Origin of the sequence: Microcoleus vaginatus HSN003, from assembly GCF_022701255.1 — a bacterium.
Taxonomy (GTDB): Bacteria; Cyanobacteriota; Cyanobacteriia; order Cyanobacteriales; family Microcoleaceae; genus Microcoleus; species Microcoleus vaginatus_B.
The window spans coordinates 6,518,892-6,536,516 of record NZ_CP031705.1 but is presented as its reverse complement, the minus strand read 5'-3'; the positions used below and the strand labels follow the sequence as shown (position 1 = coordinate 6,536,516).

Below are 17,625 nucleotides of genomic sequence, written 5' to 3'. Positions count from 1 at the left end.
GACGATTCGCAGGTTGATATCAACTATGATTTGATTTTTATCAAGAACTACATTTGCTTTTTTTATTATAATTTTTGCCGATAAACAATCACCTGATTCAGGTTCGGGAGACGGCTGAGTTTTATATCCTGCGTCCTCCAGCCATTCACAAATCTTCCTCCTGTTTTCTACCTTTTCATCAGCTTTACCTACAAGATTTTTTACCTATTGGTATAAAGTAGTACAGAAATCTACCGCAATTCCCTTGGGGTTTTTACTGACCCTTGCTGCAATTTCGGCGGGACTGTAGCCGCAGAGTAAACTCCGTAGATGTGGTTTCTCTGTGGGCGTGAGCCGCTTTCCCTTGGCGGATGCTAGGTCTGTGTAAAGAGTTTCTAAGTCCCAGTCGCGGGCAGCTTCGGAGAAGCGATCGTTAGAGGATGCTATTGCAGGGGATAGGTTTCTGGATTTTTTATAATCAAAGTCTAACACGATTCCTAATGCTTATTAGTTTCTTTGTTAAAGGTAGTGAGATTAGTATCAGGGAAAGCAGGATCGTGATTAATTTTACACAGGAAATTCGGGCAAGGCTCACTTCTTGCGAGGTAGAGTTTTCTCCAGGACAGAGTTATAGCAATCCTAAATGATTTTCTATATCTAGAGCAATCCTAAATGATTTTCTGTGTGTAAGTATATTGACGTATTTTGGGGAAATCAAATTTATGTTCGTTAGTAAAAAACTCAAACAGAAACTTGACAATCTTAAAAGACCTACATAAATACCAATACTTTCTTAAAAAGTTTTTAGCTTGTAACCAAATATCTTCAACGGGGTTCTGTTGGGGAGCATTGGGAGCAAATAAAATACAAGTAATTGACCAATTAGCAGGTTCTTTGGCAGCATTGAGTTCTAATAAAAAGTCTCTAAATTCTCCATATTTATGATAACTAGCTCCATCCCAAATCAAGATAATCTTGCGATTTTTATATTTATCTTGTAAGTATTTTATGAATTTAACTGTTGATTTTCCATCACCAGATGGATGGCTCTGAACATGGAATTCTTTGCTTTGATAATTGAGTGCGCCAAAATAAGTTTGTCTATCTTTTTCATTGGTAATTGGGACTTCAATTCGGATTTGGGATTGACCCCAAACATAACCAGTCAGATCACCATGAAGTAGATGACATTCATCTAAAAACAATACTATTATTTCCCCAGACTCTATACCAGCCTTGTTTTTAAATAAAATATCGTTAATTTCTTCCGTCTTTTTTTTTACCAGTTCTTTATCAAATTTAGGATTAATTTTTTGAGTTTTTTTCCAACTAATTTTCGCCCGGTCAAAAAGTTCATAGTAACTCTGTTTTGATTTATATATCACACCAAATTCTTGTTCTAAATAAGTAACTAGCTCATCTAAATTCCAATATTCTTTATTTCTTAACCACTCGATTACTTCAGTATTTTGTAGAGCTGTTAAATACCCTTTTGACCCTTTATGTCCTAGTTTGATTCCGGCGATGCCTTTGGTTTTAAATTGTTTTTTCCAATAACCAATAAAAAAATTACTTATACCTAAAATTTTGCTGATCTCATGGTAGATATTACCTGAGAGCGCCATCCTTACAGCTATTGCTCGTTTTAGTTCTCTGGCATCTATATCGCTTTTAATGAAAGATTCTAAACAATCTATTTCTTTTTGCCTATCTTTTTGTTGCAGTTGTAAGTTATTCATTTTTTTATGGTCACGATCGAGTATTGCATATAATTGTATCACAATCATGATAATGATTTAGGATTGCTATATTAAGCCAAAGTATCTAAAAAATCGCCTGTTTTTAAGATGTCGAAAAATCCGACTTAAAAATCAAACTTAAAAGTATTTTATGCCTTCATTCTAGCCCGGTCAGAAAGCTAATGAACTTGCCCAGGAAGCTCAAAAGCGATTCGAGTTGGCGGTTGAAAATTTGAAAAGAGAAGAAGCAGCCACAAACAGATTAGCCGAAGAGTACGGTCAACTGCAACTGAATGTCATAAGAAGCACAATTAAGCGCTTTGTTTCCTTCCTTGAAAATAGTGGTCGGAAGGCTTCAGAAAGTGAAAAGCGGCTTTTAGAAGGGATGGATTTTTCAGTTCAGCAGATGAAGGAGTACAAAGCTGCGGCGGTAGGAGCAGAACAATATTTTATGGCTGGCGTTAAATCTGCTGGAGCAGCCGCAGCAGGTTACGGCGGTGCTATTGGTGCTGTTACTTCACTAGGAGCAGCAAGCACGGCAACAGCTATCTCAACTCTCAGCGGAGCGGCTGCTTGGAATGCAACTTTAGCATGGTTTGGCGGTGGAGCGATCGCGGCTGGTGGCGGCGGTATAGCTGTTGGTGCTGTTGTGCTAGGCGGTATCACCCTTTTACCAGCTTTGCCGATCGGCGAAGTACCGGGACATGGCATGGTCAAGATCCGGGAGTAGTAAGCCCCGCTCGCTGCCGAGAACGCTGTAAGTGGGACGGAGAGCGGCAAAACCAAGTTCTCGCGTAGGACGAGCTTCGACACCAGACGCATCAATACCCGCTACAGAAGCCGCCAGTCGCGCCAACTCGGTCCAAGTGATCGCACTCTTATTAGCTAAATGCCACAAGCCGTACTCGCCGTCAATTAACAAATCGAGGCTGGCATTCACCAAATCTGGGACATAGGTAGGCGAAACAACGGAATCCTCTGCGGTTACGAACGTCTGCCCAGCAGCCAACTGACGCAGTGCGAGGGTAACGAAGTTATACTCATCCCACGGCCCGAAGAATGCACTCGTGCGGATTACTAGGGCTGAGGGATCAGCCTTTAAGACCCCCGCCTCCGCTAGAGCTTTGCTGCGCCCATACACGTTGAGGGGTGCAACAGCGTTGCTTTCTACATAAGGGGTAGCACAAGCCCCATCGAATACAAGGTCTGATGAGAACGTAAGCAGCGCCACTCCCACATCAGCGCAAGCAGCAGCGAGGATAGCTGGGCCCTCAGCATTCACGCGCAGACAGATGTCAGGTTCGCGCTCCGCATCATCCACGCGAACGTACCCAGCAGCGTTCACAACTGCCCACGGATGCAACTCAGTAAGAGCGGCACGCACAGACGCGAGGTCGGTAATGTCCATCTCCTGGCGTGTCAGGAGGTGGTATGGGATGCCCCGGATATCGCACAGGCGGGCAAAAGCCTTGCCCAGCGTTCCTGTGGCTCCAATAATTGCCAGCGGACGCAAAGGCGGGGGATTGGTAATTGCTAATTGGGAATTAGTCATGTTCTTGAACACTCGCCAGTCTTCAGCCCCCATAACCCAGTTCTCTTGCTGCCCATCTACGCAACAACTATAAGGTGGATAAAGCAGCCTCACAGGTCGGTGCCACCATCCAGGCACGTCGAGGACGGGGTGGTCGGGCTTGCGTCCCTCTGCTAAATCCCTTACCATCCGGGCAAGGGCGGTCGGGCGGGGATGGGAACCACGCACATCAAATACTCCCGACTCATAGTAGCCATCGGCGCGGGTCAGCAAAACATTCCAGTCAAACGTACCCAAGAGAGACCAAACAGTCACCCCACGCACGTCCACGCCCTCGCGGCACATAGAAAGCGCTGCCTGCCATATTTCATAAAGCCAGCGGAGTTGCTCCTCGCGAGTGCAACCGAGGTGTGCTTCTGTCACGGCGATGGGTAGCCCGTAGCGTTCCCATGTCTCTTTCATCAGCGCACCGAAACCGGCTGTACCCTCAGCACAGACACGCACTGCCTCTATGTCGATGTACTTGTGTTGCTCGTTTCCCGAAGGCGAGAAGTTTGGGTAGTTTTCTATGCGTTCATCTAGAAAGCGTTCGCTGGTTACGTAATAATTAAGCCCCAACACGTCTGGCGGGCAGGGATTCTCCAGAAACCAATCGAGCTCGGCTTCCTCTATGCCCAAGTAGCATAGGTAGCCCCACATGGGGCTAGACCGATTCAAGCGACCGCACAGCAAATCGAAGGTCAACCAGCGGCGCTCGTTCTCAAATTCTGCCTGATACGCGAGTAGGGGCGTGCTGTGAGTTTTACCCAAGTCCTCAGTCTGCACCAGTTGTGCGGCAGGGTTTATCTCACGAATTGCCCGCATCGAGAGTACAGTGGCACGGCACTCTGTAAGCAAGGCACGGGCGAAGGTTTCTCCATCGAGTCCGTGAGGATACCAGTGACCGTAGAGTCCGCTAAATCGCGCCGTGGTCAGGGGCTCATTGACAGGGGTGTAACGGTCTACCCACGGATAGCGCTCTGCAACCGCACGGGCGAACTCGGCAAGTTTCTCGGGAAAGGCTGGATCGATGAGGCTGGTATGGCGGGGACCACTGCCGTGGTGAACTAGACCAACGATTGGATGAATGCCGAGTTCGCGCAAACGACCCAGCCGTTCATCCGGCCACGACCAGTCAGCACTCTCTAAACCATTGGGTGCAGTCCGTTCCCACAGCACGGGGTAGCGGATGGCACGCACGCCTAGTTCTGCAAACAGGTCGAGGTCATCCAGGCGCGTGGCGTGACCGTTGCGCTCCAACTGGTCGAAATACTCGTCGCCCACGCGGTTAACAGTGCATTCTAGTCCAGCCCATACTTCTAGGGGCCCGATAGCCATCGGCTCTGTGTTCATTAGATTAGTGTCCTAATACAGGGGTTGCATATTAAACATATTTGTTTTTTAGATTAGTGACGACATTAATTAGATAGATAGATCAGTTTTTATGGGGTGGGCCGGAGAACCGATCCCCAATATATAAGTTAAAGCTGATCGCCCCCTATTTCCAGCGGCACTGGCCGCAACCTTCCCGCTACTTCTACACTCGGCCAATTCGGATCGAAAGTTAAATTTTCCAACGTTCCATCGCTGTGAATTACAAACGTATCCTCAATTTTTGCTCCCGACAAACTCGGATTCCAAGCCATAGCCGTATTTTCTGCTAAAATATCTGAAGTAGCCGGATTCGCCACAACTTCGCGCGCCAAATATCCAGTAGTTCCGCCTTGATGGTGTTCCCGAATTGCTTGAGGATATCCGTGCTGTTCGTAAGTAGTTTTCAGCGTATCATAAACCGCATTCAGCGATACTCCTGGCTGGCAAAAATTCAACCCTGCGGCTTCAATTTCTCTGACTTGTCGGTGCAATTGTGCATCCTTTTCGGCTAGGGAACCAAAACAGACAAACCTGGTTAAATTTGCATACAAACCCCATCCTCTGGCGCAAAATACTAACATTGCTTGTCGCCCAATTTGTTCGGCGGTTGCTGTGGCGTGGCGGTACAGCGGCAAACGCCTTTCTCCAGCAACTAATGTCAGGGCTGGATGCAAACCTCTGGCCCACAAAGCCTCTGCACCGGCTCCCGCTAGCTGATATTCTGTCCATGTTGGTTTGGCGGCAGAAAGTACCTCTGTCATCGCTTCGCTGGCTAAACTTCCCACTCGCCGGTATCGCTCTAATTCGCTTGACATCATTGTCTGTTTGCGAGACTGTAAAGATGCGATTATTGGCGTTTCTTTGGGATAAATTGGCCGATCGCTCATGACGTTACCGTCACCAGTAATTTCTTTGACAAAAGCTTCGCGCTGTGCCACATCTGCCCAAGGATAGATGTGCATTTGAAAGTTGGTTGGCAATTCTTCGTCTTGCAAGCGCTGGGCTTCGATTTCATCGGTGAGTACCCAAGCCGTTTCGGCGGTGATTAAAAGTTCTGCAACTCCGGTTTCTGCGGTTAGCAATACTGTATGGGAACCGCCGGCTGTTGCCCAGGCAAACCAGTCTGTGCCGCGCAAGCGAAGGGCAACCGCTTTTGTTTCTGTTAAGGCTTTGCGGATGAATTCGAGTTTGAAATCGACTTCTTGGTTGAATGAGTTTATCATATATGAAAGAAGGAAGTGCGGCAACGGATTATGTACGGGATGTAACGGATATAACGGATGTCAGGAAGAAGGAAGTGCGGCAACGAGCCATGTACGGGATGTCAGGAAGAAGGAAGAAAGTTCATGATTTTAGTTAGCATTTCCTAGATTTAAAATCTAAAATCTAAAATCTAAAATCTAAAATCTAAAAGAGATTGACCGATACGGCTTGTAATTCTTTGGCTTTTTCTTCGGGTAAAGCGTCGTTGGCAAACATTCCGGCGGCGAGTTCGGTTCCTGCTAAATATTTTAGCCGATCGCTCGATCGATAGGGCGGATAAAATTGGGCGTGCAAATGCGCTTCTGGATGGGGTTTCCCGTCTGTGGGCCCTTGAAACCAAGCCATCAAATAAGGGAATGGGCGATGCCACAAACCGTCATATTTGAGGGTGACTGTTTTTAAGGCCTTAGCGAGTGATTGACGCTGTTTTTCCGTCAAATCGATAAATGTAGCAGCCGGGGCGATCGGCGCAATCCACACTTCGTAAGGGTAGCGGGCACAAGCGGGGACAAAGGCGATCGCCTCGGAGTCTAAATAAAGAATTCGCTGTTGGTCAGCAATCTCTTTTTGAATCAAATCTTGCAGCAACCCGGAACTATGTTTTTGATAGTAAACCGACTGACATTCTAACATCCGCGCCGGCACTGGTGGCACGAACGGATAAGCGTAAATTTGACCGTGGGGATGGTGCAAAGTTACTCCGACTTCGACGCCGCGATTTTCAAAGGGCAAGACGTATTCAATTTCGGGATTGCTGCCGATAACTGAAGTGCGATCGGCCCAGACTTCTAACAACAATTCCAAGTGACTTAACTCCAAAGAACCAAGGGAAGCCAGCGGATCTTGAGTGAAAACAACGACTTCGCAAATGCCCTTAGCAGGCAAAGTTTCGACAATATTTGCAGGTGCGTTTTTTGCCTGCAAAGTCAACGAGGGAAAGCGGTTGTCAAAAACAGCTACATCGTAATTTCCCGGCGGCACTTCTGTCGGAAATTTAGCGTTAATTGTAGCAGCCAGCGGGTTGTATTCCGGCGGCGGCATGAAAGTTCTTCCCTGACGGTGGCTGGCGTATGCTACCCATTCCCCCCGCAAGGGATGCCAGCGAAAGTGCGGGTTCGCCTCTACGGGTTCATTGCTGGGACTTACGGCCACGATACCTTCTGGGATTGGGTAGCGGCTGTAGAGTGTCAGTGGACGGCCGTCTGGTTTTAGCAATGTTTGGGAGTGCATTTTGGTAGGGGCGGGCGATCGGCTTTAAGATATTTTGGAAGTATAACTTCCTGTGTGAAAAACCCGCCCCTACCTAAAGTCGCAAATGGGAGCATCCCGATGCGTGGAAAAATATTAAACCGCAAATTCACCATTCAATGTGGCACAACGCAGTTGCCACACATTTGAGAAAAACTTTCGGATTTCCACCCCTGCCCCGGAAATTTTTAGCCTTCTACCTATCTACTTGACGGCTGATTCTACCGCTGCCGAACCGATGGAGCTTGGTTGCAATTGTTGACTTGTCTGATACTCTACAAGGCCGAGACGGTGTTTTTTGAGGTGGACACGGAAATTAATAACTTGCCGACTGTGGCAGTTGTCAACAATGGCAGGCGCATCCTCCACCCAAGGGCGCCATAACAAAACCTCAGCTTGTTTTATGCGCTGGCGCTGGCCACCAACTTTATCAAGATTTATTTTCAGGTGATATTAGTCTGAGATTTCCTGCCGTTGTGAACAGGTAGTAATTTCCTTGAAGAAATTCACCCGCACCATCACCGGACGAGATCCTAAACACATTACAGGATTAGTTAGTAGCTGACTATTCACCCAATCGGCTCAGATGGCAGTTATCTGGGAAGAAAGCGCCATAATAAAGGTCTTGCCAGCGAACTGCCTTGATAATCCCGCTACTGACACGCAAGTCCCCGCTAGTATCGGAGTCGTACTTTACCGCCATCTATGCTGACTTGTGCCATCGCCCCAGACGCTTGAGAATCAGAAAATTATTGACGCTACACAAGTCTGTGTTGACTGCTATGGCTGACCTTAATTCCCGTGACAGTGGCCAGCAGGTCAACAGAAGCATTTTGGTAAGACTCGATCGGTATCCAGTAGAAAACAGCATTTTTCCACTTGTAGGACTTCTATGGCTGTAAGGCTCCACCCCCAAACGGTTTGCTTGTTTTTGTGTGATTAACAGCCGTCCCTTTCTCTATGGCACAGACTTCAGTGGTGCAAACCTCAGTGGTGCAAACCTCAGAAACATTTCCTGGAATGAGGCTACAGGGTGGGAGAATGTGCAATGGTTGGAAAGCGCAAAGAATACACCGGCAACCTGAAGGAAACAGTTAGGACTGGGGTGAAAGTAAAAAGTGAAAAGACAAAAGAATCTTTTTTTCTCTGCGTCCTTTGCCTTTGTGCCATTCCAGCAACAAAATCAATAGGAGTCCCGAAGGCAAATTACTCGCAGTCCCCAAATATTGAGGTAATTATTCTTTGGAGAAGTAGTTCTATTTGTATGTAGAACGATAGCGAACCGTCCGTTTCACTTCGCCCCTCAAATCCCCGCCCCTGTGGGCCCAAGTGAATTATAAAAGTCTTTTTTTAACCATATATCAACACATATAAACACAAATGAGTTAACGGCTTGTGTTCAAGACAAATTACCAATTCGAGACTTTTGCAAGCGGTGGAATATCATAAATAAAGCAAAAGCGATCGCCCTTTTTCTGTTACAGAGCGAACGCCTATCACATTTTTTATTAGTAAGCAAACGCTTGATAAACCTCAACTGCCGGCTTCTCTTCCAGGGATTCAACAATCGGATTAAAGCGCAATAAATGGCGAGCGCGTTCCGAAAGTGTATCGAAGGAAGCACGGGGAATGTGAATGCAAACCTCCGGGCGATAGAACCAGCGCCTGCTGTAGCCAATCACTACCATCGGGCGCGGTATTTCCGTGCGGTTAGGGGTACCCCGGTGAAGCCCCCGCACATCGCGGATCATCACATCTCCCGCTTTCATCAAAACCGGCTCTAACTTAATCTCACCCGATTCCATGCGCTGCAACCCTTCCGCCTTGGAGATCATGTGCGTACCCCGCACCACCTCAAATGGGCCATTTTCCAGCGTCATATCAACGAGGGGGAAGTTAACTGCTAACTGGAATGGCGGCGTTTCTATCCCAGCTTCGGGGAAAAGCGGTGGCGCATCCCGGTGCACATCTTGATACTCAGAACCCAGCAATGGCGTGTCAGTCGCCAACTGGCACATCACCGCATCTTCGCCCACCAAACGCTCAACCAGCGCTAGCACATCCTCATCTTCATAAATACTGGGATCGGCAAAGGGAGCGTTGAAAGGAAGGGTAACATAATAACGAGCTGGGCCGCGATTGCGAAGTTTACCTTCGCGCTCAATATGATCCTGTAGCAAGGGCGCAAAAGTTTCGCGCCAAACATTCAGTGTTGCGGTGGAAAAGTGATCGCGCAACACGCAATAGCCATCGTTCAATACCGTTTGGGCGAACGAGTCAATTTGTTGTTGATTATACCGTTGTTGCTTCATATTTTAATTTTTAGCATTTCCTTCGGCTTTTGTGGTGGCGTAGAAAGCTAAAATAGCCGATTTTAATAAATTGTTACGGAACAGCTAACTCAGCATTTTATTGCTAAGTATTATCCCTGATTTTAATTTTTAAACCGAGGGTGCCGGTATTCGTACTTATTTTATTCAAATTAGATAAAAATGCTGATTCGCTTAACAGCGACCCGAGCTATATTAAATACTAAGTCGCTAATCTTTAAAAGCTGCGGAGCGCTTCCTGGAGAACCGACGATTATTGTAAATACGCTCTCTCAGCTTTCTCCGTTCCCCAATTCACAGGATAGCCTAGGATATTTTCTAAGTAGTGTTTCAGGCAGAAGAATTGAAATAGCCCGCACGATCGCTCGAACTTGGCTAAAACGTTTACATTATAGGAAATAAGCTGAAAACCCTGTGACTTCACTCCAGGGATGAAAGATCACGGGAGACTAAAGTCTCCCAGTCAAATGTTTGCTTCATCAGCAATACGAGTTATATTGTAAACTTTCTTTACTGTGAGGGGCAGTCTTATGTCAAACGATATAACATAAATACCCGAGGTAAAGCCCTGCTAGTTTTTTAGTTTAAAGCCTACGGGAAACAGAATCAGTTCAATCCAGTAGATGAAGCAATTCGTATACTGTTGTTGGAGAAATCCTGCCTCAGCAAGTGGCTCGTAGATTAAAGAATCCCCGTGCGTGCACGCCGGGGAGTGTCAAGAATTTGACCTCCTGGCAGTCTATTTGCCAAATCGGGATGTTCCCTCGCAAATAGTGGTAAGGCGCGCATTGCACACCCTCAAGTAGAGTTACGCACCGTCTCCCCAAAACTTGGTTTTTCAGCAATATTTGGTGGCTATTCAAGACGATTTTTGGTAGAAACCAAGTTGTTGGCCAAGTGTCCTCGTAAAGTTTGGACTTGTTACTTGTGCGACTTCATCAAGAGTTCAATCTGCTGTCTTTGATACTGTAATTCGTCTGCTAAAGGCTGGTAGATTTCTCGATCGCCCGATTCATTGCAATAATCCCACAAACCATTGTGACAGTGCCTGTCGTCATCCCAACCCGGATGGTTAACAATCGGATACAAGCAGATTCCCTCTATCGGAACTCCTGCTTTCATCGCCGCCACTACCTCCGTGCACACATAATTAAACCACACGGGTCTAAAATCGTCTTCAGCGCCTGTTTCTGATACGAATAAGGGGCGACCGTAGCGCTCGAACACTTCTTGCAGCAGTTCACGAAACGGGCGGTACAGCGGATCGTTGTATTTAATCGGGCCTTCATTGTGAATCCGCTGATTGCGATCGTAATAATTCACCCCAATAATATCGAGATATTTTTCCTGGCCGCCGAGTTCGGGGCAAAAGCGTCCCGCCAACATATCCCAAGCTTGATATTGAGATAAGCGATAACCTTCCGCCTCGTCCCGCTCCTCGGGTTTGTCAGGATGGGGAATAATGTTAATTACGGGGTCGAGGTGAACGATGCGGGTGCGGGGATTCACTTCCCAAACTGATTCTATTGCTGCTATCGCTGCTTTGATTAACTGGATTTTGAGTTCGTCTCCCCTTCCTCGGGCAAAGGGATTGAGGTAGGCGACATCGCCGGCGGCCCAGGCAATAAATGAAATTTCATTGACAGGTGTCACGAAAGGTGTTTGGTCGGTTTCCTCAGTCAACAGTTCCATAAAAGCGCGCGCCATATTGCCAAACCGGGACACGAATTCGGGACTGAAAATATCAATATCGTCGGGCCAGCCGTAGTGAAACAAATCCCAAATTACCTGCATTTTTGTGTCGCGCGCGGCGCGGATGATTGGCAGGGCGCTGGAAAAATCGTATTTTTCGGGCGACTGTTCAATTAAGTGCCAGCAGAGACCTTCGCGGACTGTGTAAATGCCTTGCTGCTGCAAACGTTGGTAGTCGGCGACTGCAAATTTATCGTGGCCGGTGGCGGCTGTTACATTGAGGCGTTTTCCCGATAGCAATCTCTGGGTGGAACATTCAAAGCCACCCATGAAAAAACTTTGAAACATCAATCGAATGGGTAATGGGGCATTCACGTTGGTAGTCAGGACTTGAGCCCTTAAATCTTCATTAGAAAAAACTAAAGTCCTTACTACAAACGCTATTTTTGTAAGAAGTATATCGGTAAAAAGTCCAAATCAAATCAGAAAAAAATCTGAGATTTTTACTTTTTCCTTTGCCAATGCCCAATTAGCACTGAGTAATAGCTTGTGGCGGTGAACTTTCTTCGGGAATATCCCAGCCGAGAGTTGCCGCGGCCATCGTCTCTAGGGGAAACTTGGGAGTGCGATCGGCATACAGCAAACCGTTAGCTTCTTGGTAAGTATCGGTCAACTGGGTGTAACAAAATCCACTGAACATTTCCACTTTGTTTACCACCTTCAGCAGCGCGGTGTAGCGCCTTTGCAGTTCCTTCGTGTCCCACGCACGCACATAGCCCCAAACTCTGTAAAAATCGGGGTTTTCGTGGCCGGCGCAGGCGATGCCGCCGAATTCTGTCAGCATCATCGGCTGTCCTTGGTGCGGGTGGCCGTCGAGGGTGAGGATGCGCCCTCCCGGACGCCCGCGATCGAACAAATCGGCTAGCTGGACTTCGGGCCCGTAGCGCTTGGCTAGGGTTTGCGGGTTGTTGTCGTAGTCGTGAATCGCCAGGATGTCGGTATCGATGCTTTCCCAGCCGTCGTTACCGATGACGGGGCGAGTCGGATCGAGGGTTTTTGTCAAGAAATACAGCGCTTGCACGTAGTTGCGGTGGGCTGCGGCTTCGACTAAATTCGGAACTCCCCAAGATTCGTTGAAGGGAACCCAGACTACGATACAGGGGTGGCTGGCGTCGCGGTCGATGACTTCCGTCCACTCCCGCGTCAGCCGTTGCACGGCTTTGGGAGTGAAGCGGTAGGCGCTGGGCATTTCTTCCCAAACTAGGAGCCCCAACACGTCAGCCCAGTACAAAAATCGGGGGTCTTCGATTTTTTGGTGCTTACGGACGCCGTTGAAACCCATTGCTTTGACTAATTCGACATCGTGGCGCAAAGCTTCGTCGGAGGGGGCAGTCATCATGGTGTCGGGCCAGTAACCTTGGTCGAGCACCAGTCGCAAATAGTAGGGGCGGCCGTTTAGCATGAAGCGATCGCGCTGGATGCTGACAGTCCGCATGGCCGTGTAGGATTTAATCTCGTCGAGCAGTTTGCCGTCGGCCCACAACTGCACTTGAGCGTTAATTAGCGTCGGCTTTTCGGGACTCCACAGCAGTTCGTTGCGGTAGTCGTCGATACCAGGGTCGGAGAGGGCCATACGGCGGTGGATTTCGCCGTTGATGACTTCGTAGGTGTCGTTGACTAGCAGCAAACAGCCGATCGACAGTTTAACTTTAATCTGGATTCCCTCCTTGCGATCGCCCGCGACAAACGCTTCAAAACCGATTTCCCAGCGTTCAAACTGCGGAGTCCAGCGGATGCGCTCGATATAAGTGTGAGGCACCAATTCTACCCAGACTGTCTGCCAAATGCCGGTCGTGCGCGGATACCAAATACTGTGTGGCTCTATTTGCCAGTCTTGCTTGCCGCGCGGTTTCTCCAAATCTTGCGGGTCGTCCTGGGCCCAGACTGTCACCCGTTGCGGCCCGTTGGGGTTTACAATTGCTGTAATGTCTGCGGTGAAAGGAGTGTGTCCGCCTTCGTGTTCGATGACAAACTGACCGTTTACCCAGACGCGGGCGCGGTAGTCTACGGCCCCAAAGTGGAGGAGAGTTCTTCCTTCTGTATGGGGTACGTCAAATTCGCGCTCGTACCAGCAGTTGGGGTGAAAATTCGTGTCCCCGATCCCACTTTTTACCGATTCTGGAGCAAACGGCACTTCTATAGTGTGAGTCCACTCAGTAATATCGATCGGCTGCACGCAGTGGCCCGCGTCGTCGTAAGCAAACCTCCACTGACCGTTGAGACAAATCCAGTTGCTCCGGCGCAATTGGGGGCGCGGATAACCTGTTTTCCGCCCTTGAACAGTCACCTTACTATCAAGAGTGGAAGACTCTTCTATCTCGCAATTTTCTAGTTCTCTACCTAACCAACTCATCGGCACATCTACCCAAAGTTATATTTATAGGTTAGCTACAATTACCACCACTTTGACAAGTTTTTTGCTGATTAATTTGCAAAAGTTCTGCCCATTAAAACAGCCTCATCTGAAGGGTCTCTTGTGCTGAAGTCATTAGTCAGGAGAAGGAACAATAAACCAGGAAGAAAAAACCAGGAAGATTTTTCCTATACCCCACTCTCCCCCTCTCCCCCTCTCTCTAGCTAGCCAGACTTTGCAAACCTCCTAACGGTTCAGTTAGCTCACTTTTGAGATAAAAGTCTTCCGCAAACGGCAAACAATGAAATATTTGCTGTAGTCCCGTGAGTTCAAAGAGAATTCTAACTTGTTCACTCATGGCCGAGATCAAAAGTATACATTGGCTGTCTCTAACTAATTTCACGATCGCCACTACAGCCATTAACTCGGAATTTTTCAGGAAATTTATTTTTGAAAAATCCAGCATAAGAATTTTGCCACCGTTTTCAATGAGGCGCTGTATTTCTTTCTGAAACTGAGCAAATTGAGAATTTTCCAAAACCTCATGAGACAAAACAATTTTCACTAGAACGTTCATTTTTACCTCAATGCTTGTTTGAATTATTAAATAACTTTTGATGAAAACCGAGTAAGGTGCTCTGTGGGCACCTTACCTTTTTACCCGTAACTCGCAGCTTCTAGCTACTTGCTAACAGATTTGCCGTTGCCGTTGCCGTGGCTGTTGCCGTTGTTGACAGCAGCGACTTCTAGAGAAGCGGCGGCTGGGGGAGGGGCAACTTCATTGGAGGAGCTTACATTAGAGGCAGAACCGTTAACATTTTCTACCAATTCAATCACCGGCTTGGTAGTAATTTGTTTGTAAGTTGTCAGAGCTTGAGCGACCACTTGATCCATGTTGTAATACCTGTAAGTCGCCAGCCTTCCCACGAAAGAGACTCCCGGAGTTGCATCAGCCAAAGCCTTATATTTCTTGTAAATTTCGGCATTTTCTGGACGCGGAACCGGGTAGTAAGGGTCTCCCTCAGCTTGGGGATATTCGTAGACAATGCTAGTTTTTTGATGCTCTTGTCCGGTGAGGTATTTAAACTCCGTGCAGCGAGTATATAAATGCTCGTTGGGGTAATTTACGACCGGTGCTTTTTGGTGTACGGGTACGTTCAGTGTTTCGTGCTTGAATTCCAAGGAACGGTAAGGAAGTTTGCCGTAGCAATAATTGAAATATGAATCCACCGGCCCGGTGTAAATCATTTCTCCGTAAGGGATAAAACCCTCAATTTCCCGGTAGTCGGTATTCAGCATCACCTTGATGTTTGGGTGAGAAAGCATCTTTTCAAACATCCGAGTGTAGCCGTGCAGCGGCATTGCTTGATAGGTATCGGTAAAATAGCGATCGTCCCGGTTAATGCGAGTGGGTACGCGCGCAATCACTGAGTTGTCGAGTTCCGACGGGTCCATTCCCCACTGTTTGCGGGTGTAGTTGCGGAAGAATTTCTCGTAAAGTTCGCGACCGACTTTGCTGACAACCACATCTTCAGAAGTGCGAATGTAATCCTTTGGTTCTGCTACTTTCGCGAAGAAATCTTCTACTTCAAATGAGGTGAGATTCAGTCCGTAAAGTTGGTTTACGGTGTTGAGATTGATGGGAATTGGTAGCAGTTGACCGTCAACGCTGGCGAGGACGCGGTGTTCGTAGGGCCGCCACTCGGTGAAGCGCGAAAGATACTCGAAAACTGGGCGCGAATTGGTGTGAAAAATGTGGGGGCCGTATTTGTGTACGAGGATGCCGTGGTTGTCGTAGTGATCGTATGCGTTGCCGCCGATGTGGTTGCGGGTATCAATTATTAGGACAGTTTTTCCAGCTTCATTTGCTAGTCTTTCGGCAATGACGCTACCTGCAAATCCGGCTCCGACGATTAAATAGTCAAACATTGAAACACCTCTGAGTGTGGGTAAGGGGGAATTGGTAATTGGTAATCAACGAGCGAGCATTGTTGAGTGTTAAGTTTTGAATGCGGAAATTGGTAACTCTTTAACTTAAACCTCAACCTTCCTAGCTTAAAACTTTCATCCTGCCTGCTGCGTTCTGCCTTTTGCCGTCGATCGCACTTCCGATCAACGCCAGCATTTCGCCCAAAGTATTATCCCAAGAATTGTCTGCTAAAAAGGCGTCTACTTCGCTCAGCCATTTGGTGCGAACGTCCGAACTTTCACTGAGGATTTCTTGGGCACAAGCAACGAATTCTTCAGAATTGCTAGCAATCCGAACCAAGCCGTTTTCTCCGTATGGCCGCACCACGTCGCGAATAGGAGTAGAAATCACAGGTTTGCCCGCAGCGAGGTATTCTGGAGTTTTCGTCGGACTAATAAACTTAGTCGAATCGTTAATCGCAAAAGGCAGCATGGCTATATCCCACCCGCCAAGATACGCTGGCAGTTCTTGATAAGATTTGCCGCCGAGATAGTGGATATTTGGGTGAGTTGGCAGAGTGGCCGGATCGATTTTCACCACCGGGCCAATGATGACTAAATGCCAGTCTGGCCTTGCTTGGGCCATGCCCGCCAGCAGTTCGATATCCATGCGTTCGTCTATGACGCCATAAAATCCCAAACGCGGGTGAGGAATGTCTTTTTGATCCGCCGGTTCTTCTGAAAGATTCCTGGCTGTCGCAAAGTGTTCTTTTTCGATGCTGCTGGGGAAGGGGTGAATGTTTGGGTGCTGGTGCTGTTTGGCTTCGTAAAGGTTGTGTCCCCCGGTAAATACTACGCTGGCGCGCTTTAATAGTTGGTTTTCATTGGCTTTTAAATCGGGATGTGCGCCTTTGAATGCTGACAATTCATCCATGCAGTCGTAGACTACAGCTAGCGGCTTTAAGTGGCTTGTGAAACTGACAGCCATTGGTGTGTAATACCAGAGGATGTACTGGCTAATTTCTGCTGCTCGAAACAAATCATCTAGCATGGCTTGCTGAGCCGTTTGTGCTGTTGCTTCGCTGGTTCCTTCGCTCAGGTGCGGTACTATTACCCAAACTCCGCTTTCGTGGATGCTGACATCAAGCCACCAATCTGTAGCCGCGCTAAAAATAGGTTCTTCTACAAAGAATACGCGACGACTTTTCGCACAACGACTCAAGAGATGTTGCGGACGCTGATAGACAAAATTCCACCGCAAATGAGAGAGGCAAACTAAATCTGGTGCATCTACAGCCTCAGTTTTTGATAAGTTGGCGCGCAATGCGGGCGAGGGTGCGAATTGAGATGGCGATTTTGCTGGATCTATAGAGGTAAATCGGATCTCCCATGCTCGATCTTTATTGCTATAATTATTGTGTACAGAGTTTTCTGGGGGCGACATAATTAGCCTCTGGAATTAGTCAAGGAAAATTGTCCGTTAAAATTGGTCAAAATTGGTCAATAGGATAGGTTTCTCAGCAGTATCTTACTGAAAGTCGCAAGCCTAAATCTGAGAATTTTTATTGACGAGCAAGCGCCGCATTCATTGAACCAAACCAAGAAACTGTTTAGCTGCGGAAACACACGCTTATCTGCTTTTTTCATCTGCTTTTTTCAGAAGTGAAACTTGGAGATAAGTTAATATTGTTAGACTTGCTATTGTGGTTAACTCTAACCCAGTTTTTCTGCCCTAACTTCTATCTGAAGGATGACTTCTATCTCAGAAGGCGCTTAGCTTGCACGCTGGGTTCAAAAGCGGTTAAAAGGCCGATAAACGTTGTAAAACGACTCTTGACTGGCAGGTACGGGGTGAAAAAAGAGCAAGTTTTATTGCTTTATTTGGAGATGATAGAAAATTCGCGATCAAATTTATGTTGCTTTTTGATTTGACAAACCTAGCCTTTTTAAAAGTCATCCGAGTCGCTAATAGGAAAAAATTGTATCCTAATATACAAAGTTCGTCAGAGATTTCTGACTTCCGGTAGATTAACAATTAACAGTTTATGAACTGGGGTTAAACTCACCGAACAGCACCTGGCTCAACAATACCACAGAAACCAGGCAATG

General features: G+C 47.3%; 14 protein-coding genes. 3 read left to right on the top strand and 11 right to left on the bottom strand.

What is annotated here, in order from left to right; translation table 11 throughout:
• Positions 1-204: 204 nt before the first annotated feature.
• Both D0A37_RS27905 and D0A37_RS27900 read right to left on the bottom strand, forming a co-directional pair.
• Entirely contained in the window at positions 205-471 is a 267-nt protein-coding gene (locus D0A37_RS27905) for a hypothetical protein (RefSeq protein ID WP_242719501.1), read from the bottom strand.
• A 176-nt stretch (positions 472-647) separates the two neighbouring features.
• Positions 648-1,718: an IS630 family transposase gene (locus D0A37_RS27900; RefSeq protein ID WP_242719499.1), complete on the bottom strand. Its 1,071-nt coding sequence runs from the start codon at positions 1,716-1,718 to the stop codon at positions 648-650.
• A 232-nt stretch (positions 1,719-1,950) separates the two neighbouring features.
• Here D0A37_RS27900 and D0A37_RS27895 point away from each other — a divergent pair, with 232 nt between their 5' ends.
• Positions 1,951-2,448, top strand: coding sequence for a hypothetical protein (locus D0A37_RS27895; RefSeq protein ID WP_242719497.1), 498 nt, complete (start codon positions 1,951-1,953; stop codon positions 2,446-2,448).
• Here D0A37_RS27895 and D0A37_RS27890 read toward each other — a convergent pair.
• Both D0A37_RS27890 and D0A37_RS27885 read right to left on the bottom strand, forming a co-directional pair.
• The gene (locus tag D0A37_RS27890) at positions 2,389-4,641 is read right to left on the bottom strand and encodes a family 1 glycosylhydrolase (RefSeq protein WP_242719495.1); all 2,253 of its coding nucleotides are present in this window, start codon (positions 4,639-4,641) and stop codon (positions 2,389-2,391) included. The genes D0A37_RS27895 and D0A37_RS27890 overlap by 60 nt on opposite strands.
• Before the next feature lie 128 nt (positions 4,642-4,769).
• Positions 4,770-5,885, bottom strand: coding sequence for a M24 family metallopeptidase (locus D0A37_RS27885; protein ID WP_242719493.1), 1,116 nt, complete (start codon positions 5,883-5,885; stop codon positions 4,770-4,772).
• Here D0A37_RS27885 and D0A37_RS27880 point away from each other — a divergent pair.
• Positions 5,873-6,022 carry a hypothetical protein gene (locus tag D0A37_RS27880; RefSeq protein WP_242719492.1) on the top strand — a complete coding sequence of 50 codons (150 nt, stop codon included), beginning with the start codon at positions 5,873-5,875 and terminating at the stop codon, positions 6,020-6,022. The genes D0A37_RS27885 and D0A37_RS27880 overlap by 13 nt on opposite strands.
• A 47-nt stretch (positions 6,023-6,069) precedes the next feature.
• Here the strand turns inward: D0A37_RS27880 and galT are convergent, their stop codons facing one another.
• Positions 6,070-7,155 (bottom strand): galactose-1-phosphate uridylyltransferase, encoded by a 1,086-nt coding sequence (gene galT, locus D0A37_RS27875; RefSeq protein WP_242719490.1) that lies wholly within the window; start codon positions 7,153-7,155, stop codon positions 6,070-6,072.
• 953 nt (positions 7,156-8,108) lie between these two features.
• On the opposite strand from galT, the gene D0A37_RS29635 reads away from it, so the two are divergent.
• Positions 8,109-8,258 carry a pentapeptide repeat-containing protein gene (locus D0A37_RS29635; protein ID WP_445242455.1) on the top strand — a complete coding sequence of 50 codons (150 nt, stop codon included), beginning with the start codon at positions 8,109-8,111 and terminating at the stop codon, positions 8,256-8,258.
• A gap of 423 nt (positions 8,259-8,681) precedes the next feature.
• Here D0A37_RS29635 and D0A37_RS27870 read toward each other — a convergent pair whose 3' ends face one another.
• The 6 genes from D0A37_RS27870 to D0A37_RS27845 all read right to left on the bottom strand — a co-directional run bounded on the left by D0A37_RS27870 (position 8,682) and on the right by D0A37_RS27845 (position 16,960).
• Complete coding sequence (locus D0A37_RS27870) at positions 8,682-9,485, bottom strand: phytanoyl-CoA dioxygenase family protein (RefSeq protein WP_242719488.1); 804 nt, start codon at positions 9,483-9,485, stop codon at positions 8,682-8,684.
• Positions 9,486-10,424: 939 nt separating this feature from the next.
• Positions 10,425-11,543 (bottom strand): glycoside hydrolase family 1 protein, encoded by a 1,119-nt coding sequence (locus tag D0A37_RS27865; protein ID WP_242719486.1) that lies wholly within the window; start codon positions 11,541-11,543, stop codon positions 10,425-10,427.
• A gap of 181 nt (positions 11,544-11,724) precedes the next feature.
• Positions 11,725-13,608 carry a glycoside hydrolase family 2 protein gene (locus tag D0A37_RS27860; protein ID WP_242719484.1) on the bottom strand — a complete coding sequence of 628 codons (1,884 nt, stop codon included), beginning with the start codon at positions 13,606-13,608 and terminating at the stop codon, positions 11,725-11,727.
• Positions 13,609-13,828: 220 nt separating this feature from the next.
• Positions 13,829-14,185: an STAS domain-containing protein gene (locus D0A37_RS27855; RefSeq protein WP_242719482.1), complete on the bottom strand. Its 357-nt coding sequence runs from the start codon at positions 14,183-14,185 to the stop codon at positions 13,829-13,831.
• A gap of 104 nt (positions 14,186-14,289) precedes the next feature.
• Positions 14,290-15,537 carry a UDP-galactopyranose mutase gene (gene glf, locus D0A37_RS27850; RefSeq protein ID WP_242719480.1) on the bottom strand — a complete coding sequence of 416 codons (1,248 nt, stop codon included), beginning with the start codon at positions 15,535-15,537 and terminating at the stop codon, positions 14,290-14,292.
• A 121-nt stretch (positions 15,538-15,658) separates the two neighbouring features.
• Entirely contained in the window at positions 15,659-16,960 is a 1,302-nt protein-coding gene (locus tag D0A37_RS27845) for a glycosyltransferase family 1 protein (protein ID WP_242719478.1), read from the bottom strand.
• Positions 16,961-17,625 lie beyond the last annotated feature (665 nt).